Annotated in this window: 19 protein-coding genes and 1 other RNA gene; 9 read left to right on the top strand and 11 right to left on the bottom strand. The window is 46.6% G+C overall.

The window, feature by feature from the left end; all coding sequences use genetic code 11:
* Positions 1 to 10 precede the first annotated feature (10 nt).
* From RQM65_RS18515 to RQM65_RS18505, 3 genes are all read right to left on the bottom strand, one after another.
* Positions 11 to 805 carry a LytR/AlgR family response regulator transcription factor gene (locus RQM65_RS18515; protein ID WP_314017156.1) on the bottom strand — a complete coding sequence of 265 codons (795 nt, stop codon included), beginning with the start codon at positions 803 to 805 and terminating at the stop codon, positions 11 to 13.
* 314 nt (positions 806 to 1119) lie between these two features.
* Positions 1120 to 1512, bottom strand: a complete 393-nt coding sequence (locus RQM65_RS18510; protein ID WP_314017155.1) for an acyl-CoA thioesterase — start codon at positions 1510 to 1512, stop codon at positions 1120 to 1122.
* Positions 1509 to 2564, bottom strand: a complete 1056-nt coding sequence (locus tag RQM65_RS18505; RefSeq protein ID WP_314017154.1) for a glutaminyl-peptide cyclotransferase — start codon at positions 2562 to 2564, stop codon at positions 1509 to 1511. The genes RQM65_RS18510 and RQM65_RS18505 overlap by 4 nt, the downstream gene beginning before the upstream one ends.
* Positions 2565 to 2842: 278 nt before the next feature.
* On the opposite strand from RQM65_RS18505, the gene ffs reads away from it, so the two are divergent.
* From ffs to fsa, 3 genes are all read left to right on the top strand, one after another.
* An RNA gene (gene ffs, locus RQM65_RS18500) (signal recognition particle sRNA small type) lies at positions 2843 to 2941 on the top strand.
* 24 nt (positions 2942 to 2965) lie between these two features.
* On the top strand, positions 2966 to 3775 hold the full coding sequence (locus tag RQM65_RS18495) for an SDR family oxidoreductase (RefSeq protein ID WP_314017152.1): 810 nt from the start codon (positions 2966 to 2968) through the stop codon (positions 3773 to 3775).
* A gap of 36 nt (positions 3776 to 3811) precedes the next feature.
* The gene (fsa, locus tag RQM65_RS18490; RefSeq protein WP_314017150.1) at positions 3812 to 4465 is read left to right on the top strand and encodes a fructose-6-phosphate aldolase; all 654 of its coding nucleotides are present in this window, start codon (positions 3812 to 3814) and stop codon (positions 4463 to 4465) included.
* A 45-nt stretch (positions 4466 to 4510) separates the two neighbouring features.
* Here the strand turns inward: fsa and RQM65_RS18485 are convergent, their stop codons facing one another.
* From RQM65_RS18485 to RQM65_RS18455, 7 genes are all read right to left on the bottom strand, one after another.
* A complete protein-coding gene (locus RQM65_RS18485; RefSeq protein WP_314017149.1) occupies positions 4511 to 5380 on the bottom strand; it encodes a DUF4249 family protein in 870 nt (289 codons plus the stop codon).
* A 4-nt stretch (positions 5381 to 5384) separates the two neighbouring features.
* Positions 5385 to 7784, bottom strand: a complete 2400-nt coding sequence (locus RQM65_RS18480; protein WP_314017147.1) for a TonB-dependent receptor — start codon at positions 7782 to 7784, stop codon at positions 5385 to 5387.
* Positions 7785 to 7965: 181 nt separating this feature from the next.
* Positions 7966 to 10185, bottom strand: coding sequence for an NADP-dependent isocitrate dehydrogenase (locus tag RQM65_RS18475; protein ID WP_314017145.1), 2220 nt, complete (start codon positions 10183 to 10185; stop codon positions 7966 to 7968).
* An 854-nt stretch (positions 10186 to 11039) separates the two neighbouring features.
* On the bottom strand, positions 11040 to 11390 hold the full coding sequence (rplS, locus tag RQM65_RS18470) for a 50S ribosomal protein L19 (RefSeq protein ID WP_314017143.1): 351 nt from the start codon (positions 11388 to 11390) through the stop codon (positions 11040 to 11042).
* Between the two features lie 119 nt (positions 11391 to 11509).
* Positions 11510 to 12184 (bottom strand): tRNA (guanosine(37)-N1)-methyltransferase TrmD, encoded by a 675-nt coding sequence (gene trmD / locus RQM65_RS18465; protein ID WP_314017255.1) that lies wholly within the window; start codon positions 12182 to 12184, stop codon positions 11510 to 11512.
* Between the two features lie 108 nt (positions 12185 to 12292).
* Positions 12293 to 12916 carry a tRNA (guanine-N1)-methyltransferase gene (locus RQM65_RS18460; RefSeq protein ID WP_314017141.1) on the bottom strand — a complete coding sequence of 208 codons (624 nt, stop codon included), beginning with the start codon at positions 12914 to 12916 and terminating at the stop codon, positions 12293 to 12295.
* Between the two features lie 172 nt (positions 12917 to 13088).
* A complete protein-coding gene (locus RQM65_RS18455; protein WP_314017139.1) occupies positions 13089 to 14492 on the bottom strand; it encodes a trypsin-like peptidase domain-containing protein in 1404 nt (467 codons plus the stop codon).
* A 322-nt stretch (positions 14493 to 14814) separates the two neighbouring features.
* Between RQM65_RS18455 and dapF the strand changes: the two genes are divergently transcribed.
* The 6 genes from dapF to RQM65_RS18425 all read left to right on the top strand — a co-directional run bounded on the left by dapF (position 14815) and on the right by RQM65_RS18425 (position 22860).
* Positions 14815 to 15591: a diaminopimelate epimerase gene (gene dapF, locus RQM65_RS18450; protein WP_314017254.1), complete on the top strand. Its 777-nt coding sequence runs from the start codon at positions 14815 to 14817 to the stop codon at positions 15589 to 15591.
* Positions 15585 to 16109 (top strand): GNAT family N-acetyltransferase, encoded by a 525-nt coding sequence (locus RQM65_RS18445; protein WP_314017137.1) that lies wholly within the window; start codon positions 15585 to 15587, stop codon positions 16107 to 16109. Before dapF ends, RQM65_RS18445 begins: the two co-directional genes overlap by 7 nt.
* A gap of 59 nt (positions 16110 to 16168) precedes the next feature.
* Positions 16169 to 17212, top strand: coding sequence for an endolytic transglycosylase MltG (gene mltG, locus RQM65_RS18440; protein ID WP_314017136.1), 1044 nt, complete (start codon positions 16169 to 16171; stop codon positions 17210 to 17212).
* A gap of 147 nt (positions 17213 to 17359) precedes the next feature.
* Positions 17360 to 17998, top strand: coding sequence for a lysozyme family protein (locus RQM65_RS18435; protein ID WP_314017134.1), 639 nt, complete (start codon positions 17360 to 17362; stop codon positions 17996 to 17998).
* A 281-nt stretch (positions 17999 to 18279) separates the two neighbouring features.
* Entirely contained in the window at positions 18280 to 19614 is a 1335-nt protein-coding gene (locus RQM65_RS18430; RefSeq protein ID WP_314017133.1) for a phenylacetate--CoA ligase family protein, read from the top strand.
* A 192-nt stretch (positions 19615 to 19806) separates the two neighbouring features.
* Entirely contained in the window at positions 19807 to 22860 is a 3054-nt protein-coding gene (locus tag RQM65_RS18425) for a tyrosinase family protein (RefSeq protein ID WP_314017132.1), read from the top strand.
* A gap of 143 nt (positions 22861 to 23003) precedes the next feature.
* On the opposite strand, the gene RQM65_RS18420 is transcribed toward RQM65_RS18425, so the two are convergent.
* Positions 23004 to 24365, bottom strand: a complete 1362-nt coding sequence (locus RQM65_RS18420; protein ID WP_314017131.1) for a tyrosinase family protein — start codon at positions 24363 to 24365, stop codon at positions 23004 to 23006.
* Positions 24366 to 24373: the final 8 nt, after the last annotated feature.

Genomic DNA, 24373 nt, shown 5'->3' with positions numbered 1-24373 from the left:
TAGGATTGTGTTAATTAAGCGAAGATATCGTGTTTTTTGAAAGGATTTGCTTCAGGCCGTCGATGTTCGATCGATACGATTTCGAAAAGGGCAGTTGCATCTTGTTATGCTTTAGGGTGCAAACGGATTTGCCATAACTGATACGCGAGATATAATCGGTATTCACGATGTAGCTCTGATGGATACGTACGAAGTTTTTGGGTAATTGGTTCTCGAAGGTCTTTAAGGTTTTAAAAGCATTGTTGACTGTGCCGTCCTTCATAACAAACTCGGTTGCATTGTTATCGGCCTTTAAATATAGGATATCGTTGGTGTCGATATACTGAAAATCACTGTAGGATTTTAGGCATAGCGTATCCGGTTCGGCTTTTGCAGGAATCTGTTTTCGCAGGCGCAATAGTGATTTTCGAATATCGAATTCATTGTAAGGCATCAACCAGTAATCGAAAAATCCGTTTTTAATGGCGTCGTAAGCATAGTTCTTACTTTTCGCAATACCGATAATCACGGGTAGATCGGTCACATATTGATGCAGTTCCATTACCATCTGGAAATATTCCTGGGCATTTTCGTTGAGGTTGATAAAGACGACATCGGGAGAGAACTTTAAAATACTGTTGATTCCTTCCGTACTGTCCTTGGCCATAGCGGCACAGCTGAAATCGCCGTATTCCTCCAAATAATGCTGTAGTTGCAAATTTGAAGTCGCGTCGGAATCCAATATGGTATAGGTATATTCCAAAGCCTTGAAATTTGGAGCCAAATTAATTATAGAAAGATACATAGCGACCAAGTTATTCCCCATAATATTTGGGGTTTTTGTTTTAAATTATTGAAAATGAACGGTTTTGCAGGAAAAAACTTGCATCATCCGTAGTGTTATACAGGGTTTTTCGATGAACGGTAGCATCGACCGATTAATTTGTTCTGAAGCATGGTCACGCCAAGACGGATGAACACGAAAAAAATAACTGTAGAGAGAGAGCTTAAACCGAAGCGAGTTCGAGGCCTCGTCGAAGGACGCAATTCTAAAATGAGTTTAAAGGAAGGGGCAATAGTATCAATGGAATATCTGGTATTATCGAAAATAATGTTATTTTGAGTGAACATTCGTTGTTTCTATCCAAAAAGCTGTTTGACCTCTTCTGAAATCCGCATGGGCTTTAGTGAGTCTTCATTGAGCAAGCACCACTCGGTACGTGAACGAACCAGTAGAGCATCGGTGGTGGTGTTGTGCATTTCCACGACCCGTACCGAAATGGCGCCGTGGCTTTTTTCGATGTACGTGCTTACCTTGATTACATCGCCCAATTGTGCGGGGGTTTTGTAGGTAATATCATGATGCATCACCACCCAGATTACCCCTTCTCGCATGCTTTGTGGGGCTTTGGTTTGCCAGTGTTGCTTTGAGATATCCTGTATCCACTGTACATAGCGCACATTGTTCACATGGTTCAGTTCGTCGAGATCATCCTCCTGAACCACAAGGGTCAAATCATAGGTCGCGCTCATGGCTTTTTACGTATTTTAACTTCGAAAAGCTTGTCCCACTCCTTTCCGGTGACGAAAAAGGTCTTACGCTCGGGATGGTAGGCGATACCATTTAACACGTTATCGGTCTTGTTCCAACTATCGTGGTGGGTGACCTTATCGCTCAGCCCCCCGAAATTGACTACTCCTTCGATGGCACCACTTTTGGAGTCGATGATCATTACGCCGGATTTCTGGTAGACATTGGCGTAAATTTTACCATCCACAAATTCCAGCTCGTTGGCGCTGTCGTTCACGGATGAATGAGTTACGGTCTCTATATAATCCTCTTCCGTCAAGGTATCGGCATTCAAGAACCATATCTTCTCGGTTCCGTCGCTTTTGAAGAGTTTTTCCCCATCGTTAGCTAGGCCCCAGCCTTCCTTACTCTGTCCGTATTGAAAGCTATCCAGTCTTTCAAGACTTCTTAGATCGTAAACGAAACCTTTGCCCGCCCTCCAGGTGAGCATATAGACCTTATCGTCCAGAATGGTGATTCCTTCCCCGAAATAGCTATCGTCTAAATCGACCTGTTGGAGTATCTCTCCCGTTCGGAAGTCCACTTTCCGCAAAGACGAACGTCCCTTTTTCCCCGTGCTCTCGTAAAGGGTGTCTTGATGGAATTCCAGGCCCTGCGTGTAGGCCCTGTCGTCATGGGGGTATTCATTGAGGATTTCATAGGTGTAGATTTCGGGGGCATGGGGTGCCAATACTTGGATGTTCTTGTTTATCTCCACCGAAGTATCATCGTAAGACACCGTGGCCTTTAAGGACTTATTGCCCAAATGCGGCACGTCAAGGCTAATCTTCCCGTCTTGGACCGGAAGCGTTTTCCCGTTAATGGAATAGGTCACCTCTTGTATCGCTTTGTCTCTCTTGTTCTTTATATCGACGGCTATGCTTGCATTTTGCGGAAAACTCGTCTTGTTTTCCGGAAGCTGCACCTCGAACAGCGCGCTAGGGGAGTTGTCGCCCCCGCAGGCCATAAAAAGGACAAGGAGGATGCTGCATGAAAAGCTTTTTATGGAATTCATTTCGATATTTATAAGGGTATATTCAAGATATTTTATACTTCTGTGACAAAAATAGCGAACTGCAAAGAATAATGAATGAAACCTTCGCAGCATCTTTAGCTTGATTGTATCAGATTCGTACTGGTCTCAAGCTTTAGTCCGGATGTCTAGGTCCATTTATAAATTTTAGGCCGGTCGAATCATGTATTGTTTGATTGGTCCTACCGCCCTGGGCATTCCAATTGTAAAAGATGGTCAAATTCATTGTAAAAATGTCAAAAGATCTTATATTTGCACCTCGGCAAGTCCTACACGACCAGCTCCTGTAGAATCCCCCAGGGCGGGAACGCAGCAAGGGTATACGGTCGTAGCGGTGCGATGTAGGTAGCTTGCCGTTTTTTTATTCCTTATCCCCAACCGACATGCAGCAGAAAGTGGTCCTCATTACCGGAGGTTCTTCGGGCATCGGCAAGTCCATCGGCCTGTATCTTCAAAGCGAGGGACTTAAAGTTTACGGTACGACCAGAAGCTTATCCAAATATCCCGATTTTGAAAGTTTTGAACTTTTGGAACTTGAGGTCACCGACCCCGACAGCATTGCATTGGCAGTGCGAAAGGTACTCGACAACGAGGGGCGGATCGACGTGCTGGTCAACAACGCGGGCGTCGGCATCACCGGTCCGATCGAGGAAACCCCGCACGAAGAGATACAAAAGGCCTTCGATATCAATTTTAATGGCCCCCTGCATCTTGCCAAGGCGGTTCTTCCGCAGATGCGACGTCAAGAATCGGGACTCATCATAAACATCACCTCCATTGCCGGCGCCATGGGATTACCTTACCGGGGCATTTATTCCGCAACAAAAGGAGCGTTGGACCTTGTTTCGGAAGCGCTTCGCATAGAGGTAAAGGATTTTGGGATACGGATTGCCACCTTGGCCCCGGGCGATTTTGCGACCAACATTGCCGCGGGCCGCTATCACGCTCCAATAGAAAATGAGTCGCCCTACGCCGAGCCTTACGCTAACACCTTGAAGATGATCAATGAGGATGTCGATTCCGCCGGAGACCCTATTCTAGTTGCCAAAGAGGTGTTTGAAATCATCAACACCAATACCCCTAAAGTCCATTATAAGGTCGGGGACGCGATGCAAAAACTGTCCGTTTTCATAAAAGGGATACTTCCTGACAAAATCTACGAGAAACTTATAGTACGTCATTATAAATTGTAATTTTAAACCCTAACAATCCAATCAAACCCATCCATCATGAAATTTTTTATAGACACTGCCAATTTAGACGAAATCCATGAAGCCCAAGAGCTGGGAGTTTTGGACGGAGTAACTACGAACCCCTCCCTAATGGCCAAAGAGGGTATTACGGGAAGGGACAATATTTTAAAGCACTACGTTGATATCTGCGAAATTGTCGATGGCGACGTCTCTGCCGAGGTAATTGCCACCGATTTCGATGCTATCGTAAAGGAAGGGGAGCAACTTGCCGAACTTCACGAGCAGATTGTGGTCAAGGTACCGATGATCGAGGACGGGGTAAAGGCCTTGAAGTATTTTTCCGATAATGGGATACCTACCAACTGCACCCTTGTTTTTTCCGCAGGTCAAGCCTTACTTGCCGCCAAAGCGGGTGCGACCTATGTTTCCCCGTTTATCGGTAGGTTGGACGATGTATCTACGGATGGCCTTAACCTGATTGCGGAAATCCGTCATATTTATGATAATTATGGGTACCAAACCCAAATCCTGGCCGCTTCGATACGTCATACCATGCACGTGATCAACTGTGCCAAAATCGGGGCAGACGTGATGACCGGAGGCTTATCTTCTATCAAAGGTCTATTGAAGCACCCGTTGACCGATAGCGGTCTGGAAAAATTCTTAGCGGATTACAAGAAGGGGAATTGAAAATTACTTCGAAGGGCATAGCGTTCGGGAGCTATTAATTTCTGATCACTCTATTTCAATTGTTTCGGTGAAGGTCTGGCACACCGCGAAATAACCGAGGACAAAATCGCCTTTATCGCTTGGAGCATTTGTCGTCCCGGTCCCATCAACAGAACCGTCAGATACTCGAATAATGTTCCCGCGAACGGTTGCAGCGGGAGTTTGGAATGGACCTTGACTCCCGCCTGCCTGTACAGTCAACTGGTTCATGTAGTTATAAAACCCCTCGTCGACCCCTAATAAATCAACGCTGATTTCCATCCCCGGAGTAACATCTTCATCGTAGAAATATGAAAATTCGAAAGTCTGGCCTTGGTAAAACTCATCCTCGGTAACGAGGTATTCGTTGTAATCAAAATCGAAAAGATAAAAGTCATTTCGATTCGGATCGTCCGTAAACGATACTAGGACTTCGGTTTCGTCATCCGTAAAAAGCCCGCCTTCCCCCTGTATCAAGGTATCGATCGGTACGGTCGGCACATACCGGGTCGATGCTCGATAGCGCTTATCACCGTAAACAATGGATAGTTCAAGCCTTCCATCGGTAAAAAACGAAGTGTTCTTAGAAGCTTCGTATCTGCCGGGACTACTTTCGCTTTGGGTTAGTACGACAAAATTCTGATCTTTCGCACCGACAGGTTTATAGTCGGGATTTACGATTCGGATGTCATCCAAATCCGCCGATTCGATATCGCCAAAAAAAGAACTGGTAAGGCCTGCCCTGATGGTAATATCGGTCATAGGCTTGCTTTCATCGATTCGGAGGAGGGCGTCTACCGAAAGTCTGGGCGTTTCTGTCGGGGTATCGACCTCTATCACATCTTGACAGCTGGAGAGCAAAAATAATCCCGTTACAACCAAAAGATATCGCTTCATGGCCTTAGAATTTAAAATTGTAGGTAACCGCGGGTACGATGCCGAAAATTGAAGTACGCACTGCTTCGTTCACTCCCGTATCCTCATTGCGGCTAAAGCTGATCGAGGCCGCATTTTTGCGACTGTACAGGTTGTAAATGCTGAAGACCCATTCGCCCTGCCATCTTCTGCCGGCGTTCTTTTTTGGGATAAGGGTCGCCGAAACATCGATACGGTGATAATCGGGTAATCGCTGTTCGTTACGCAATCCATAATATGGTACCGTAAGGCCCTGAAACTCGAACTGTCCGATGGGATAGTTCGTAGGCTGGCCGGTCTGATAGACGAAATTGGAGTTGAAGCTCCACTTGTCGTTCAGATCATAACTGCCGTACAGCGAAAAATCATGGGTCTTATCGTAGGGCGTGTTGTACCACTCCCCGAAATTGATACCGGTCTCGCTTCCGGAAATCCCGTTATCGGCCGTAGCCATCCTGCCCGGGGTACGTTGTTCCGATTTGGAGAGGGTGTAGGATAACCATCCCTGAAACCGGCCTTCATTCTTTCTGAGCAATAGCTCTAGGCCGTAGGCCCGCGCCTTTCCTTTCAAAATGACGGTCTCAATGGCGTCATTGGCTATTAAATTGGCCCCATCAATGTAATCGATACGGTTCTGGACATCCTTATAAAAAAGCTCCGTTTCAACGGAATAATCGCCATCGTTAATGTCTTTAAAGTACCCTATGGCATATTGGTCCAACAGTTGGGGCTCGATAAACGGACCGCTGGGGGTCCAGACATCCAATGGGGTAGGGGAGCTGGTATTCGATAAGAGGTGCAGGTACTGTGCCAAACGGGTGTAGCTGGCCTTGACGGAATTATCGGGGTTAAAGGTGTAGGACAGGGCCGTTCTGGGTTCAAAATTGTTAAAGGTGGCCAAGCTGCCGCCCCGACCCGGTTCAAGGGTGGCAATGGGGTCGGCCTCGGAATAAATGGACAGGGAAGGGTCGAAATCCACCGGATTGTCATTTTCGTACGCGTTCAGTTCCTCTTGTCCCAAACGGATAAAATTGCTGAAGCGCAGGCCGTAGTTCAGACTTAATTTCGGGGTAATATCGTGTTTAACGTCGATATAGGCAGCAAACTCATTGGCATATTTTTGGATGAGCTGCTCTTCGAGGATTCCCGAATCCGGACGGCTGGGCTGTATTTTACCGGGATTGAACCGGTAGTAGATATCGTTGATGCCGTAGTTGATCTGCAATTTATCGCTTACATAGTGTTTCAGGTCGTATTTTACATTGAAGTTCTGGATTCCGGAGTTCCAATCGAAGCCTACAAAATCTAGCTTAAGGCCATAATAATAGTCCGAATAAATCAGCGAAAGATTGGAGAACAATTTATCGGAGAAGAGATGGTTCCAGCGAAAGTTGCCAACGCCGTTGCCATAGGTATTGACAAAGCTGTCACTGATACTAAAGACATCCCTTCCGAAATATCCCGATAGAAAAATACTGTTCCGGTCGTTGATGTTGTAGTTGATCTTGGTATTAAGGTCATAGAAATAGGCCTTATTGTCCACATTGAACAAGGGCAGGAACAAATGGGCGTACGAGGATCGCCCCCCCACTAGAAATGCGGCTTTATCCTTGGCAATGGGACCTTCCGCCAGCAACCGGCTCGCCACTAGTCCGATTCCCCCGTTGACCTTAAACTCCCTGCTATTGCCCTCTTTTTGGAAAATATCGAGTACGGAGGATACCCGCCCACCGTAACGTGCGGGGATTCCGCCCTTATAGAGCTTGATGTCCTTGATCGCATCGGGATTGAAAACGGAGAAAAAACCGAATAGATGCGAGGAGTTGAAGATGATGGCCTCATCCAGCAAAATCAGGTTTTGGTCTACCGCCCCGCCGCGTACGTTAAACCCGGAAGCACCTTCGCCGGCGTTGGTCACACCGGGCAGGAGTAAGATGGATTTAATGACGTCGGCCTCGCCCAAAATCACGGGCACTTTTTTGATGGTACCCACTGAAAGGGTATTCACGCTCATTTGAGGCTCTCGGATGTCCAGTTTTTCCGAATTCTCGGTGACAACGACTTCATCCAGTTCTTCCGCCGCCTCTTCCATTTTGATGTTGAGCCTCAGGTTCTGGGAGAGCTCAATGGACCGAACGACCTCCTCGAACCCCAGATAACTTATCTGCAGTCGGTAGGTGCCTTCGGGAAGGGTAATGGAATAAAAACCATATTCATTGGTGGTTACTCCGGTGCCCAATTCGGGTACGGCAACTGTGACGCCGATCAAGGTTTCGTTGCTTGCCGCTTCGGAAATGCTACCGCTGACGGTGTATTTCTGTTGGGAAAAGGCTAGAAGGCAACTGTTCAGAAAAACAAAAAGAAAGATTCGGGCAATTTTGTCCATCAAAGACGCTTTTTAAGATCGGGCAGCGCCCGGCAAAGATAAAGAGAAATCGATTTTTGCACGCTTCTTCAACGACTTAATTAAAAAAAGGACCGCCGTCTTCGACAGAGGTCCTTTTCCGCATTCTAAATTACTGCCCAGTGGCAGTAAATTGTTAGGACGAGGAACGATTTTAATCCTTCTAAATGTTTTCTAGGATACCGTTTAAGGTCGTACTGGGGCGCATCGCCTGTTCTACCAATTTTCGATCCGGCTTATAGTACCCGCCGATGTTTTGCGGACGACCTTGGGCGTTGATCAGTTCCCCGGTAATCTTATCTTCGTGCTTGCTCATGGTCTTGAACACCTCCGCGAACCGCTTTTTCAGTTCTTTGTCCTTGTCCTGATTGGCCAAGGCTTCCGCCCAATAGAGTGCTAGATAAAAGTGGCTGCCGCGGGTATCCAATTCGTTGACCTTGCGGGAGGGTGATCGGTCGTTGACCAAAAATTTTTCAGTGGCAGTGTCCAAAGCATCGCCAAGGATCCTCGCCTTTTTATTGTCGTATTTTTCTCCGTAGAAATCCAACGAAACGCCTAGGGCCAAGAATTCGCCCAAGGAATCCCAACGCAGATGGCCTTCTTCCATGAACTGTTGCACATGTTTCGGGGCAGAACCTCCGGCGCCCGTTTCGAAAAGGCCGCCCCCGTTCATCAGGGGAACGATCGATAGCATCTTGGCGCTGGTGCCTACTTCCAAAATGGGAAACAAGTCGGTCAGATAGTCCCGCAGTACGTTTCCGGTCACCGAAATGGTATCTTTCCCGTCCTTCATACGCTGCAAGGTGAATTTTGTAGCTTCGAGGGGGGACATAATCCGGATATCCAAACTTGAGGTGTCGTGCTCTCCCAAATAGGTGTTTACTTTATCGATCAATTGGGTGTCGTGGGCCCGGGTCTTGTCCAACCAAAATATCGCCGGATCTTTAGTTTCGCGGGCACGGGATACCGCCAGTTTTACCCAATCCTGTATCGGCGCGTCCTTCACCTGGCACATCCGCCAGATGTCCCCTTCCGCTACGGAATGTTCGAAAAGTACGGCGTCGGTATTCAGATCTGTTACGATGACCGTACCAGCGGCCCCAATTTCAAATGTTTTGTCGTGCGAGCCGTATTCCTCGGCCTTTTGTGCCATTAAGCCGACATTCGGCACCGTTCCCATAGTGGTCGGGTCAAAAGCACCGTGTTTTTGGCAAAAGGCGATGGTCGCGGCGTAGACATCGGCGTAGCTACTGTCCGGTATCACGGCCTTGGTGTCCTGGGTGTTCCCTTCCGCGTTCCACATCTTGCCCGAATTTCGAATCATGGCCGGCATCGAGGCGTCGATAATTACGTCACTGGGAACGTGCAGGTTCGTAATGCCCTTATCGGAATTGACCATGGCCAGGTCGGGACCGTCGGAAATGGCTTTTTTTATCGCGTTTTCAATTTCTTCGCGCTTATCTGAAGGTAGTTCGTCAAGTTTTCTAAAGAGATTTTCAAGTCCGTCATTGGCGCTGATGCCCAACTCGGCGAAAGTGGACCGGTAGCTATCGAAGACGTCCGCGAAGAATACTTCTACGGCATGACCAAAAATAATAGGATCGGAAACCTTCATCATGGTGGCCTTCAAATGCAGCGAAAAGAGGACGCCTTTGTCGTTGGCATCTTTTACTTGTTCTTGTAAAAACTGCATTAATGCCTGTTTTTCCATTACCGTCGCATCGACGACCTCCCCGGCCAGTAGGGCCAATTTATCCTTTAAGAGTACGGTTTTTCCGTCATTCTGGACCAGCTCGATCTTGATTTCGGTCGCTTTGTCCATCGTGCGGGATTTTTCATTGGTTTTAAAATCCCCGTGATTCATGGTCGCGACATGGGTCTTTGAATCGGAATTCCATGTCCCCATGGAATGCGGATTTTTCTTGGCGTAATTCTTCACGGCACGGGGAGCCCTTCGATCAGAGTTGCCTTCGCGAAGTACCGGGTTCACTGCACTACCCTTAATCTTGTCGTACCTTGACTTTATATCCTTTTCTTCCTTGTTGGATGGCTCGTCGGTATAGTCCGGCAGGTCATAGCCTTTGTCCTGTAGTTCCTTGATCGCACCTTTCAATTGGGGAATGGAAGCGCTGATATTGGGCAGTTTGATTATATTGGCTTCGGGCTTTTTGGCCAGTTGTCCCAATTCGGCCAAGTCGTCAGACATTTTTTGGTCGGAATTCAAAAAGTCGGGGAAAGAAGCTATAATCCGTGCTGCCAGGGATATATCCTTGGTTTCAAGGTCAACATCGGCCGTTTGTGCAAATGCTTTTACAATGGGTAGAAAGGATCGGGTCGCCAAAGCCGGAGCCTCGTCTGTTTTGGTGTAGAAAATTTTGGACATGAAGGTTTTAATTTTGGAATTTGACTTGTACTATACTTCGAAAACCGAGGAAGGATAAAGATAACCCGTCGCTTTGTTTCAAGAGGAGCAAATATACAATTTTATGTGACGTTCGGGAGGTAAAGATGAAACATGCCACGTCTCACCCTTATGAGCGATTACGAACCAATTTCTTCTGCAACAGGAAGCGACATCGAAGTATCTGTTGAGGCACTCCCGCCGGTTTAGGTCAGAATAAAAACCGTCCATAGACCAGAAGATAGGTGCGGTCTTAAACTACAAAAGCCATATCATTGTATAAATACATTGATATGGCTTTTTAGAAGTAGATAGCGAACTTTCTTCTCTGTATAAACTACAGTTTGGCAATCCTTGATTGCATTCGCATCACTAATCCTGACGTTTGAAGCATTTTCCGTACGGAGTTATAAAACTACACACTTCTATATACTTCTTCTTTATTGCCTTAATGATTCTGTTACTATTCATAGAAACGAAATTTTACGAATAACTGCCAGTTTTACATCCACTTGACTATTACGGAAAGCGACAGCCTCCCAGTATCAAGCTCATCCTATATGTTGGTCGATGTGGTAACAGAATTACCTCAGGACCTAAAAGGACTAAGCAATAATATAAAGAACGTGAACTCTATAATGATTTGATGTAAGAACTTTGGACAAATCCTTACAAAATCACACCTTAAAAATAGAACAAAATAATCTCAACACCAAACAAATTAACCAACTTTAAGTCAACAGTTTATGAACAGAGGTTATGAACAATTGTTAATAACTAGAAAACCCGTCATGAATTTATCGTGACGGGTCGTGAATTTACGCTGGGAAAAGAGTCTAAGAGCGGATTTCTTTGATACGCGCTTTCTTACCGGTAAGGTTTCGGAAATAGAAAATACGGGCTCTTCTTACTTTTCCTCTCTTATTAATTTCAATTTTTTGCAATGCAGGCATGTTCACAGGGAAAATTCTTTCTACCCCGACAATACCGGACATTTTACGGATGGTAAAAGTCTCGGTAGCCCCACTGCCTCTTCTTTGGATAACTACGCCCTTAAAAAACTGGGTACGCGTTTTATCTCCTTCCCTAATCTCGTAGTACACGGTGATGGTGTCACCTGCTGAAAATTTGGGAAATTCCTTTTTGGGAACTAATTCGTCTTCTACGAATTTAATCAATGAATCCATGATCTTGGTTTAATGTTGTGTTCGGACCAACATTCACGATTTTCGTCAGAGGTTGATTTAACAGGATGCAAAAATAAAGGTTTTCCAGGAACTGGCAATGTCTTCTATTCTTTTTCCGCTCATTCCAATAAATCGGGTCGGAGGTCTTCCGTACGTTTTTGCGCCTTCTCTTCCCGCCATTCGCAAATTTTGGGAAAATTGCCGCTCAAAAGAATTTCGGGCACTTTCATTCCCTTGTATTCCGATGGCCTGGTGTAGACCGGTGGAGCCAATAAATTGTCTTGAAAAGTGTCGGTCAGGGCCGAAGTTTCATTGTTCAGTACCCCGGGAATCAGTCGTATTACCGCATCACAGACGATTGCCGCGCCAAGTTCACCGCCAGAGAGTACGTAATCGCCCACGGAAATTTCCTTAGTGATATAAGCCTCCCTCACCCGATGGTCAACTCCCTTGTAATGTCCACAAAGAATAATAACGTTGTTCAACAACGAAAGCCCATTTGCCATTTTTTGGTCCAAGGTTTCGCCATCGGGGGTCATATAGATGACTTCATCGTAATCCCGCTCCGCTGTAAGTGCAGAAATGCATTTGTCGATAGGCTCGATCATCAGTACCATTCCGGCCCCACCGCCATACTGGTAATCGTCCACTTGATTATAGCTCTTGTCGGTATAGTCCCTTAGATTGTGAAGATGGACTTCTACCATTCCTTTTTTGATGGCCCTTTTAAGAATAGAGGCATTAAAGGGACTTTCCAAAAGTTCGGGAAGTACAGTGATGATATCGATGCGCATATTGTTCCAATTAGGCTGGACTGCCACAACCGTAATTTAGGACAGTCGGCCGGATTAAGAAGGTAGGTTCGCAAGTTAAAAAAGCTCCTCTCGGAGCTTTTTTGGGTTTTATTTCTGTTTTTTGTATTTGTTGATTTCGTCTTGCAGCTGCCGGCTTATTTTTTGTTCGCGTTCCAAGGCCCTCCTTCGATGGTCCTCATACTCCGTTTCCAGTTCCGATAGATTGGTCTTTGCCTCTTGGGTGAGAATATTGCTGTTTCGGAATCTATAGATGAAAAAGAGCAATAAAATCAGCAGACCTGCAATCACTGTCCATAAAATGGCGTTATAAGTGCCTTTTGAAACAGCAATGCCCAAAAACGACATGTTGTCTTTTTCTTCGGTAACTTGAGCAAGGCTATTGGTGGTATCTTCCAGCTTTTTTTCTAGGGACATGATGGTCGACTCATGGCCTGCGATCGTGGCTTTTAGCTCGGCGGCACGGGTGTTGAATCCGTTCAGGGTGTCCATCACGTTTTGGCGAAGCTTGTCCAAGGAAATCTTGCGTACGACCTCGTACAGCTTGCCATCGGACCTGTAGTTGCCCGACTTTTGGTAAACGTATTCGAACTGGCTATCAACATTTCCCTTGTCTAGGGAAAGCTCCTCTTCTTGATCGTTTTGGGCATGTGAATCTTGGAGGCCTAAGGTCAACAAGGCCGCTGCCATCAACAGTATTCTAAAACCTTTCATGTAACGTAGGGTCTTTGCGTTAGTGATTAAGGCTGCGAAAGTAATTCAATATTATCAATTTAGAAAAAAAATGCTTACAAAAGGTTGGGCAATTGATATATGGAACTCATAAAAAAACGCCCGAATGTGGGCGCTTTTTAGAAAAATCTCTGACCTTGGCTGTAAAACCGAACTACTGAAAAATCAATCTTTCGCGTTCCCCTTTTTCGTTCAACATAGTAATTACGGTCTTTCCATATTTTGAAATGCGTCCGAACAAAGCCCGGGCCTCTTGAATATCGTCAATCTCCTCATCGCCCAGCGCCAGCAAGATCTTACCTTCCAAATCATATCCGCGATACCTTTCCGGAACACCGACAATACGCACTCCTGATTTCAACCTATACTTCTTTCGTTCCTTATCGGTCAGGTTTTTTACTTCGAGTCCCATTTCAGGAACGACCAGGGTCTGTATTTCGGTCAACATAACGGGAAGAATCAAACTTTCCCCGTCCCTATCGATGGTTACCTGCACCTCGTCCCCTGGTTTTTTCGTGGAAAGATATCCGGTAAGATCAGGAAACTTACTTACTTTGATATCGTCCACCTGTTTTATGATGTCGCCGCTACGGATATCGGCTTCAGCCGCCCCTGTGTTATCTTCGACACTTTCGACGTATACTCCGTCGATATCGCTGATTCCTTTTTTAACGGCGTAGGGAGTATGTGCCGGGATGGTACTGACGCCCAATATACCCTTTTGTACATTGCCGTATTCCAAAATATCATCGACCACTTTCTTGGCAATATTGCTAGGTACCGCAAACGAATAGCCCACGTAGGAACCCGTCTGTGAAGTGATAGCCGTATTGATGCCCACTAAATCGCCATTGGTGTTCACCAGGGCGCCACCACTGTTACCTGGGTTGACGGCCGCGTCGGTCTGGATGAACGATTGGTTGCGGCCCATATGCAAGTCCCTCGCCTTTGCGCTCACGATTCCCGCGGTCACCGTAGAAGTAAGGTTAAAGGGGTTGCCAACGGCTAAGACCCACTCGCCAATTTTGACATTGTCGGAGTCTCCGAAGGCAAGATAGGGCAGTTTACGGTCCGCGTCGACCTTGATCAGGGCAATATCGGAATTCGGATCTGTGCCGATCAGTTCCGCCTCATAGGTCTTGTTATTATTTAACGTAACCTGTAACTTATTGGCATTGGCAATAACATGATTGTTGGTCACGATATATCCGTCTTGCGAAATAATCACGCCCGAACCGGTCCCGACCTGGGCCCGTTCCTGTCCGCCTCCATGTCCGTAGAAAAATTCCATCAGACTCGAAGGCTGAGCTCGGGTAATCGTTACGTTTTTAACGTGTACTACGGCATTGACCGTGCTTTCGGCCGCCCTGGTAAAATCGACATCGTTAATGCCCGCCCCTTTCGGCGAGGTAGGGATGAAGCTCGTGTCGAACACTGATGCATCGTTCGCTTCCGTAACTACCGCGTAGTTGGTGTTTTCGAAGAATAATTTGTAGGCCCCCAAGGTAATCGCTCCCGCAAAAACGGCGACCAATAATGTACTTGCAATCCTTTTCATGCTATAATGGTATTTGAATGTTAAAATTAATGCTTTTCGATAGACACCTTTTGTCCATCTTATTGCTTTAACGGCTTTTTAACTGCTAATAAACTCTTAAATCAAACTCCCGCAAACAATCGCTTAGCCTTTTGCCTTTGGCACTTTGCACTTTTCTTCTTAGTAGGATGGGCTCAACCATTTCGAAACATTTCCAAACTTGAGACAGGGCGAAGAAAAAAGTGGGTTCAAAAGTCTACGACCCGCAACGTTTTCTCAATTTGAACGCTTCATCATAGATAAAAAAAACGATTAAAGCTTATATTTGTCCTTTTTCCGAGCTATGGCCATCCTCTTTTATAAATATCAAGGTACCGGGAACGATTTCATCATGATCGACAACCGGCAATCCCTATTTCCCAAAAACAATGCCAAACTGGTGGCGTCGCTGTGTGACCGCAAGTTCGGCATCGGGGCGGACGGACTCATCTTATTGGAAAATGACGATTTGTCATCTTTCAAGATGGTGTATTTTAATGCGGATGGGAACGAAGGCAGTATGTGCGGTAACGGGGGGCGATGTACCGTGGCTTTTGCAAAATACCTGGGTATCGTTCGGGATAAGGCAAGCTTCACTGCAGTCGATGGCCTGCACGCAGCCCTGATCGGTAAGAAGGGGATACGCCTTCAGATGCAGGCGGTCTCTGAAATACGAATAAAGCCCAATGTGGTCTTTATGGATACCGGATCGCCGCATCACGTGCAACTGGTGAATAATCTTGCAGATCTTGACGTGTTCGGGGAAGGGGAAAAATTGCGATACGGATTGTACGGAAAAGCCGGTAGCAACATCAACTTTGTCGAGCAGGTCGAAGAAGCTATCTTTTCGGTCAGGACCTACGAGCGCGGGGTGGAGAACGAAACCCTTTCCTGTGGCACGGGGGTCACGGCCGTGGCCTTGGCCATGCACAAAATAGGAAAAACGAAAGCCAACACAGTGACTGTGCACACACAGGGTGGAACCCTTCAGGTAGAATTTGAACAGGATGGCGACGGCTATATCAACATTCATCTTATCGGTCCCGCCAAACAGGTCTTCAAAGGGGAGATCTCATGTTAGCGTTGCAAGGAGAACATATCAGTTTAAGAGCGCTGGAACCGGAGGATCTCGATTTTTTGTACCATCTGGAAAATTCTATCGATATCTGGGAAATAAGCGGTACGACCACTCCCTATTCGCGGTACGTATTGAAGAAATACCTTGATCATGCCCATCTCGATATTTACGATGTGAAGCAGCTGCGACTATGCATCTGTGACGAAGGGGGAACGGCTGTCGGACTTATAGATATGTTCGATTTTGATCCCAAAAACCGCAGGGCGGGCATCGGCATCGTGGTGCTGGAGGCTGGGAACAGGAATAGGGGAGTAGGTTCGGAGTCCATTCGCCTGTTGACGGAATACGCTTTTTCCGTTCTGGATCTACATCAATTGTATGCCAACGTCGTCGAGGATAACGCCGGTAGCATCCATCTTTTCAAAAAATTGGGCTTTAAGGAGGTAGGGGTGAAAAGGGACTGGATTTTTTCCAACGGTAGTTATAAGGATGAAATCCTTTTTCAGAAGTTGAGAAGCTGAGGTCGGTAACGAGTATTGAGAAGTAAGTACGGAGTAACGAGTATCAAAAAAAAATCTGCATGTATATCAGAAAAATCTTATTTTTCATCCTGATTGGCGGCCTCATTGCGGGCGGTCTATTCGCCTACATGGTCTATGATGCCATCTTTGCGCCCAACACCAACTTCAATAATGAACAGGCCTACGTCTATATTCCTTCCGATGCCGGTTTTGAAGATGTAAAAGAACTATTGGACCCACTGCTCGAGGATATGGATTCTTTTAAGGAGGTCGCCGATAGAAAGGGATATATTTCGAATGTAAGAGCCGGGAAGTACGAAATTAGGAAGGGAATGAACAACAATGAGATCATCAACTCCCTGCGCAGCAAAAACATTCCCGTTCAAGTGGCCTTCAATAATCAGGAAACCTTGGCCGATCTGGCCGGGCGAATTGCCCATCAACTGGAACCGGATAGTATTATGCTGATGAACAAACTGAACGATCCGGACTTTTTAAAGGCCAATGGCTTTACCGATGATACCAAACTGGAGATGTACGTGCCCAACAGCTACGAATTCTTCTGGAACACCTCGGCCGAGGGCTTCAGGGACCGTATGCTCAAGGAATACAAGCGTTTTTGGACCGATAAACGATTGGAAAAAGCCAAAGCGCTCAACCTGACCCCATCGGAGGTGGTGTCGCTGGCCGCCGTCGTTCACAAAGAGACCGCTAAGGTCGACGAACGCCCTAGGGTCGCGGGAGTCTACTTGAACCGTATCCGAAACGGGATGTTGCTCCAGGCCGACCCGACCGTAATCTATGCAATTAAAAAACATACCGGGAATTTCGATACCATCATCAAAAGGGTACTTTACAAGGATTTGGAACTGGATTCCCCTTACAACACCTATAAATACTCGGGTGTTCCCCCAGGCCCGATTACCATGCCCGACATCTCGGCGGTAGATGCCGTATTAAATCCCGAAAAGCACGATTTTTTGTATTTCGTGGCGGACGTTCAGAACTTTGGGTACCATATGTTCGCAAGGACCTTGGCGCAGCACAACCGAAATAAAGCGCAGTACATCAGATGGTTAAGTAAGCAAAATATTAAGAGATAGGCCCGTTCGTCGCAGTTTGTATACCTATGGCCTAAAAATCGCCTTTTTTAACAAAGCTTTGTCAAAGGTAGTTGGAATCCACTATATATTTGTTCCCTGAAATCTAAGCAGCCTTGTAAATAAGTATGTCTTAGGAAAAACAACGTGATGAGAAAGTGGATTCGATTATCGATTCCCCTGATTGCCACTAGCACTTTACTGAATTTCGCGTTCATACCTAAAAATAAAGAAGCGATCAAAGTACCCGAAATTCTAAAAGTCGACGAACCTACTTCGGTCTTGTTCCCCAAAAATGAGACCTTACATGCAAAAATGTTTATGGCGCCGCCCTTTTTGGGCAGCTCATACATTGGTTTTAAGGAAGCTTTGGCCTTTAAAGAGTCCCAAGGCAATTATTTCATAACCAACACTCTGGGTTATCTGGGAAAATACCAGTTCGGTATCGGTACCTTACAGCTGATGGGAGTGTACAATGCCACCCGTTTTTTGAACGACCCGGTATTGCAAGAACAGGTTTTTCATACGAACATAGCCCGGAACAAATGGATTCTTAGAAGGGATATCGAGCGCTTCGTAGGGAAAAACATCGGCGGTATCGAGATTACGGAATCCGGAATGCTGGCCGCGGCCCATTTGGCCGGTGCCGGTAACGTTAAAAAGTACCTGCGGTCGTGGGGCGCATTCGATGTCTCGGACAGCTATGGTACGAGCATTTCCAATTACATGAAAAAGTTCTCCGGTTACGACGTCTCGCACATTGCTATGAAACGCAATCCGAAGGTTTGACCGGTGTCGCTACAGTTTTACCTATATGAAAAGAGATGGACCCCGACCTATTGTCGGGGTTTGTTTTTTTTAAACCGGAATTTTATCCCCCTACTATTGGGATGATGTGCCAGTTATACGTAAAAACTCCACATTCATACAATAACATCTTCTTTATTCTGTTAATTATGTTAATTTTATTACAGTTTGACATATGAGGTTGACGAATTCCAAAAGACCTTGGCAGGTCGTTACAAAGTGCACCCGATGTCGTCATGGTTATGAATTTTATACTCGCAGCGATGCTACAAACTTTAAGGAGAAATGTATTTTGGTTTTTGGATACCTTGAAGGGAAGCCCCGTAAAAACACATCTCAGGGATGTTCAACAAATTTTGGAAAATTTTGGTTCCGCCGAATCAAGGAACCGAAGGGCGGAAAGCCTTGAGAGACTTCTAGACCACGCTGTTAAAAGCACCTCCTACTACGCACGGTTCGCCAACTTTAGCAGACTGGAGGACTTTCCCGTGGTAAACAAAAACATCATCCGGGACGATTATGATAATTTCCGGTCCTCCGATTTTAACGACTCGGATAACTATTCGGTCTATACCAGTGGCTCTACCGGAACGCCTTTCAGGATGTTACACGACAAAAACAAACGGAACAGGCATTCGGCCGACGTCACCTACTTCTCGCGAAAGGCCGGCTTTGAGATTGGTAACAGATTGTTCTACATAAGGCATTGGGACCAATACAATACCTCGAATCCTTGGATGACCTGGAGAAAAAATGTGTATATGCATCCGGTGTCGCGTCTATCACATCATGATTTGGAGGAACTGTTTTCTGAAATTGCGAAAGACAGTTCCCCCAAGGGAATTTTGTGCTATGCCTCCGTTTTGGATGAGTTAAAGCGATATTTGGAAAATACAGAAGATGTTGCCCCGGTGCAACGGTTAAACTCCATCATCGCTATTTCCGAAACCCTGAACGAGGACACTAAAAGGGCTATAGAAAAACACTTGGGCGTTCCGGTGGTCTCCCGATATTCCAACGTGGAAAATGGTATCTTGGCCCAACAATCCCCCGAATGCAGTGAGTTTCATGTCAATTGGGCCAGTTACTTTGTCGAAATATTGGATATGGACAGCGATATGCCCGCTAAGCCCGGCGAGCGGGGACGGATCGTGATTACCGATCTCTACAATTACTGTATTCCAATTATCAGATACGATACCGGTGATCTGGGTCGAATGGAAATTCGTACGATAAACGGGGCCGAGCAACCCGTATTGTCGCGCGTGGAAGGCCGGAAACTAGATATGGTGCTTGATGTCGACGGTAATATGATGTCCCCTTATGTGGTGTATCACATCCTAAAATATCCGCACATCAAACAGTTCCAATTTATTCAGGAATGCGAAAAAAAATATACGGTCAAGTTGAACGTACTGCCCGAGTTCAATAGTGGGGAAGCCATCACTACGGAATTCAAACGGCATTTGGGTGCCGACGCGGAAATCCAGCTGGAGTTCGTAGAGGACATTCCCTTGCTCTCTTCGGGCAAACGTAAGTTTGTCATTAATAAATTAAATGCGGACAGCGTTCGGAATCCAAGCCGATTACAGGTATAAGAAAAGCGAGTCAAGAACGATCAGTACTTTTTCGTTGTATCGAAACAGGGACGGATCTGTCCTATCTTTCATTTAAGATAACCGAACCGTAGATCGGTCACAAATCCCTTTCCCCCCTTTTGCATTAACGTCCCGTTGCGTACTTCACGACATCGGCGGACGAGAATTATCACTATTTGAAAATTTGATACTATGAACGTTAGAAAGAATGTAAGTGAAATGTCCCCAACCGAAAAAACCGCGTTCGTCAACGCGGTCTTGGCCTTAAAGGACGATACAGACAGTCCCAGACCACCAGCAGCCGATGCAGCGGGAGCATTGAATAGATACGATGTGTACGTTTGGGTGCATAGTTTGGTCATGGACGGGGCGCACAAAGGCCCCGCATTTACGCCGTGGCACCGAGAATTTTTAAGACAGTTCGAATTGGAGCTGCAATCCGTTTCGGGCGACCCTACGATGACCATTCCCTATTGGGATTCGGTGGAAGCCCGGATACCTTCGGATGCGGGATACCCTTTTACCACCAACCTGATGGGCGGCATGGGTACGGGAACCGACAACCGGGTAATGACGGGACAGTTCGCCGAAAGTGCGGGATGGACCTTGAACGTAAGAACCGGTGCGAGCACGGGAATCACCAGGGACAACACCTCATATCTTAGACGTAGAACGGGGCAAAATCCCGCTCAACTCCCCGAGAGGGCTGAGCTAAATGCGGCATTGGTCCATTCAGACTACGACGCCCTAAACGAAGAGGGTAGCTATGCGGAAGGAAATGCCAATAGGGCCAATGGATCCGAAATTGCCCTAAGCTTCCGGAAAATATTGGAATACGCCAATCACAACGGCCCTCACGAATGGATCGGGGGCAATATGATGCCCAGTACCTCGCCCAATGATCCCGTGTTCTATTTGCACCACAGCAATATTGACAAGGTATGGGCTGTATGGCAACAACGTACCAATGGGGGTGTTTCCAATTATCTGCCCACTTCGGGCACGGCGGACCATAGTCTCAATTCCGTGATGTCAATGCTCGAGAGTAGCTTTTTCCTTTTTCCCGTTAGGAATCGGCCTGCAGACGTACTCAATCACAAGGTGGATCTGGGCTATATGTACGATGTGGACCTACCTGTATTGGCCACTACGGTTACCGACCTGAATTTCGGAACGGTCGAGGAAGGCTCGACAATACAGCTGCCCATACCTTTTACCATCGAGTCAGGCAGGAACATGAAATTTCAAATAAACGCTTTCGGCGGCGATGCCGCCTTCCACGCCCCAACCGGCGCCCCCGCCTTCGAAATCGTGAACCATACCGACGGCGTTCCCCAAACGCATGAGGTGCTCATAGAGCTCGAGACGAATACAGGTACCGGATCGAAAATCGGTCTGGTAGAGGTTAACGTGTATGTTTGGGACGATGACCGCTTTTATTCCAATGTAGTGGGCGATTATTTGGTGGACACATTCATCGTAAACTTAGAGGCCATGGTGGTCGAAGAGGTCAGGTCGGCCATTGCCTTGGTCCTCGACAAATCGTACAGTATGCGCCTGAACGATGGCACCTCGATTACCCGATACGAAATGTTGGAAAACGCCATTATGGGCGTAAGGGACCTTCTGGCGCCCGACGACGGGGTGGGAATGGTCTATTACGATTCCGATGCAGATCCGATATTTGAAATTACCCAAAAATCAGAGGGAGGGGAAGCGGCGATAAATGCCGCTTTAGCAGATCCCGCCAACCAACCCGGAGGGAATACCGCCATCGGCCAAGGTATCATCGAGGGAGCTCAAATGTTGATTGATGAAATCAATGACTCCAGTACTCCATATACGAATTTTGGTATGTTGGTAATGACCGACGGCAATCAAAACGTGCATCCCTACATCACCGAGGCCCCGGTAAGTTCCGCAATTACGGGTATTGGCCAAGATATATATGCAATAGGACTAGGCCAGCAAGGCACTACCAGTGAAGCCGCTTTGAACGATATTTCAAGGTCGGTCTTGTTGACCGGCGATATGACCGGGGACGAGCGGATGTTCAAATTGACCAATTATTTCAATCAGATCCTTGCGGATATCAAAAAAGAAGACGTCGTGTTAGACCCCATGGGCAGGCTTCTTTTCGGAACGGAGCATCAAGTGGCCTACGCCATAAGCGAAGCCGATATCCGATCCAATATAGTGGTGCTCTCTCCCTTGGCACCCTTTATCAAGGTGAGCTTAATCGCTCCCAACGGAGATGAAATTATTGGGACCACTGGCAATGTGGCCCATGAGATCAATGCTAATAACCAAATTTATAGGGTCACGTTCCCCGCCCTACCGGATAAACCTGAGACAAGTCATGGAGGACATTGGAAGGTCGTACTTCAACTCCGCTCCAGGGAAGAGGTAAAGAAAATATGTGCTAAATGGCAAGAGCGCGAAGATATTTTCAAAAATAGGGACGAGTACAACTCCGTGCCTTATAGCGTTGCCATTTATACCCGGTCGGACCTGAATTTCAAGTGTTCCGTGGAAAAGGATTCCGACACCATCGGTGCTGAAGTTAGGCTTTTTGCGAATCTTTCCCAATATCGACGTCCCATCAGCGGTCGCGTACGGGCAGAGGTGCAATGGCCCAATGGAAAGCTTAAGGTTTTAAGCTTGGAAGAAATTGAAACAGGTGAATTTTACGTCCATTTTAAGGCGGAACAATCAGGCATCTATCAACTGATCATCAAAGCGGAGGGTAGGTCTATGGCAGGCAGGCCGTTTTTTAGGGAGGCGATAAGAAGCGTATCCATCTATAAGCGGAATCCTGAACGAGCGTCCGATGGCGGAGCCGATAACGGAGCGGCCATCTGCAAGACCCTCCAGTGTCTGATTTCCCAGGAAAGCATCCGTAATTTTTTGAAGAAAAACGAAATTAACCCAGAGGAACTGAAAAAGTGTCTCTTGGAAACCTGTGGCGACGATAAAGACCAACAACAATTATTTTCTAAGTCCATAAAAAAGAAAACAATGGTAGAAGCAAATGAAAACAGGACAGCCAGCTCCAAAGACGAGTCTTCCGAAAAGCGTGACGATTGTTTGGAAAGAGTCGAAAAAGCACCGGAATTAAAAAAAATCGAGTATCCGGAGCCCAAGATTCCGGAAATGTCCAACATGCCCATGGAAATGCCGGCGTTTAAACTGAACGAAAAAGGTGAATTTGAGAAGGTGGATTTTACCTTTGACGAATCCTGTTAATGAATAGATGGGCCAAAGTTCCGGCTCCGGGAAACAGGAGCCGTTTTTAATGGGTAAAGGTTTTAATATTTCGAGGGTTTAATTTCCCGATGCCGTATGGTTTAACGCCCCAATAGACCCGCATCGAAGCATTCCACTTGTGTTTACCTCTTGATGATTTTTTCGTTCAACACCGTTTCCCCGTCGGCCAGGATTATCAGGACGTAGATGCCCGGTCGCAAATCGGATACATTATCCACCTCAAGATAGGATTGATTGTAGAAGGATTTTGATGCAACGATGTTTCCCGATAAATCATGAACCTGGGCCGTTGCCGTTCTGTACCTTCTGTCCATCTGTACTCCGATAGCATCCCTAAACGGATTGGGGGAAAAGGAGATGGCAATTTTATTGACAACGCTTTCTTTCGAATCATAGGCATGGACATTTAAAAGGGCTTCATCGTATGGGAAAGGATTTGGTTTTTGCATGATATCAGGGCCCATTGCAAAGGAAGGAGGTATGATAAGGCTATCCTTTTCGATCATACCTTCAAAAAAGGCTCCTGAAGCAGCTTCGAAACCTGGAACCAAGCTTATTTCATTGAGGGACTCTATACTGCAGTTGGCACCGGAAGGCACGGTAAAACCACGGCCTGCTTCGATAGTATATTGATAATAGAATTTTTCTACGGGATTGTAGGTATTGCTTACGGTATACGCGAATAATTCGGCCAGTCCGTTCTCGGCATAAAACACCCCGAGGGAATGGCTGTCGATCACGTCGTTCGGATTGGTCAAGGGCAGGGTATTGCCGTCAAAAACATAGGTGCCATCGTAACGTAGCATCGATTGAATTATAAAGGAAGATTCCCCTGGGTGCTCCTGCACCCAATCCGTCCAGAGTTTATCGATATAGGTATGGTGAAGATAAAACACTGGGTCGCGGGGAGAAAGCGGGGTACTCATTGTTCCGCCTACCCAGACATGGGCCCCCCGGTGGGTGTCTCCCCTTTCCATATCATCTGAATAGAGGAGAAAATCAGTCATGCTTTGAACTGCCGTTACATCCGCAAGGTCAGGCAGCGGGCCATTTGCGTCCAAATTCCTGTTCAAGCCCCATAATCCGTCAAATTGGCCCATGAAATCGAAATTCCACAATGGGGATGCGGTTGACTGGTCCGTCGAAGAATCCCACCAAGGGATACTAATTCGCGGATCTATGGCCTGCATGGCCCGTTCAAGTTCTAGCATTTGCATTCTGTGCCATGAAAAAAAGACTTGGAGCTCGGGTTCATCGGGCAAGTTAAAATGAATGTCCGGTTGGGGCGAAATGCCGAAACTGAAATTGTCGCTATGAAAGTTGGCAAGGTCGCTAATGAGGTCCGGACCTGAACGGAGCTGTAAAAAAGCATTGACCAGTGCGTTTTTCTCCGCATCTGTCATTTCCTGATAATTCTTGCGGATGCTTTGTGCGTTGATGCCCAGGGCCATAAAAATAGATAGGGTAAACACAAGTAATTTCATAAAGGTGG

Source organism: Pricia mediterranea (assembly GCF_032248455.1).
Taxonomy (GTDB): domain Bacteria; phylum Bacteroidota; class Bacteroidia; order Flavobacteriales; family Flavobacteriaceae; genus Pricia; species Pricia mediterranea.
This window is presented reverse-complemented; position numbering and strand designations above follow the sequence as displayed.

What these genes read in the sequence shown, in the direction of transcription:
- mltG (WP_314017136.1), top strand. Translation starts at nt 16,169, where the DNA reads ATGTATATCAGAAAAATCTTATTTTTCATCCTGATTGGCGGCCTCATT.
- RQM65_RS18435 (WP_314017134.1), top strand. Translation starts at nt 17,360, where the DNA reads ATGAGAAAGTGGATTCGATTATCGATTCCCCTGATTGCCACTAGCACT.
- RQM65_RS18425 (WP_314017132.1), top strand. Translation starts at nt 19,807, where the DNA reads ATGAACGTTAGAAAGAATGTAAGTGAAATGTCCCCAACCGAAAAAACC.
- RQM65_RS18505 (WP_314017154.1), bottom strand. Translation starts at nt 2,564, where the DNA reads ATGAATTCCATAAAAAGCTTTTCATGCAGCATCCTCCTTGTCCTTTTT.
- RQM65_RS18460 (WP_314017141.1), bottom strand. Translation starts at nt 12,916, where the DNA reads ATGAAAGGTTTTAGAATACTGTTGATGGCAGCGGCCTTGTTGACCTTA.
- RQM65_RS18475 (WP_314017145.1), bottom strand. Translation starts at nt 10,185, where the DNA reads ATGTCCAAAATTTTCTACACCAAAACAGACGAGGCTCCGGCTTTGGCG.
- RQM65_RS18515 (WP_314017156.1), bottom strand. Translation starts at nt 805, where the DNA reads ATGGGGAATAACTTGGTCGCTATGTATCTTTCTATAATTAATTTGGCT.
- RQM65_RS18455 (WP_314017139.1), bottom strand. Translation starts at nt 14,492, where the DNA reads ATGAAAAGGATTGCAAGTACATTATTGGTCGCCGTTTTTGCGGGAGCG.
- fsa (WP_314017150.1), top strand. Translation starts at nt 3,812, where the DNA reads ATGAAATTTTTTATAGACACTGCCAATTTAGACGAAATCCATGAAGCC.
- trmD (WP_314017255.1), bottom strand. Translation starts at nt 12,184, where the DNA reads ATGCGCATCGATATCATCACTGTACTTCCCGAACTTTTGGAAAGTCCC.
- dapF (WP_314017254.1), top strand. Translation starts at nt 14,815, where the DNA reads ATGGCCATCCTCTTTTATAAATATCAAGGTACCGGGAACGATTTCATC.
- RQM65_RS18510 (WP_314017155.1), bottom strand. Translation starts at nt 1,512, where the DNA reads ATGAGCGCGACCTATGATTTGACCCTTGTGGTTCAGGAGGATGATCTC.
- RQM65_RS18430 (WP_314017133.1), top strand. Translation starts at nt 18,280, where the DNA reads ATGCTACAAACTTTAAGGAGAAATGTATTTTGGTTTTTGGATACCTTG.
- RQM65_RS18445 (WP_314017137.1), top strand. Translation starts at nt 15,585, where the DNA reads ATGTTAGCGTTGCAAGGAGAACATATCAGTTTAAGAGCGCTGGAACCG.
- RQM65_RS18480 (WP_314017147.1), bottom strand. Translation starts at nt 7,784, where the DNA reads ATGGACAAAATTGCCCGAATCTTTCTTTTTGTTTTTCTGAACAGTTGC.
- rplS (WP_314017143.1), bottom strand. Translation starts at nt 11,390, where the DNA reads ATGGATTCATTGATTAAATTCGTAGAAGACGAATTAGTTCCCAAAAAG.
- RQM65_RS18495 (WP_314017152.1), top strand. Translation starts at nt 2,966, where the DNA reads ATGCAGCAGAAAGTGGTCCTCATTACCGGAGGTTCTTCGGGCATCGGC.
- RQM65_RS18485 (WP_314017149.1), bottom strand. Translation starts at nt 5,380, where the DNA reads ATGAAGCGATATCTTTTGGTTGTAACGGGATTATTTTTGCTCTCCAGC.
- RQM65_RS18420 (WP_314017131.1), bottom strand. Translation starts at nt 24,365, where the DNA reads ATGAAATTACTTGTGTTTACCCTATCTATTTTTATGGCCCTGGGCATC.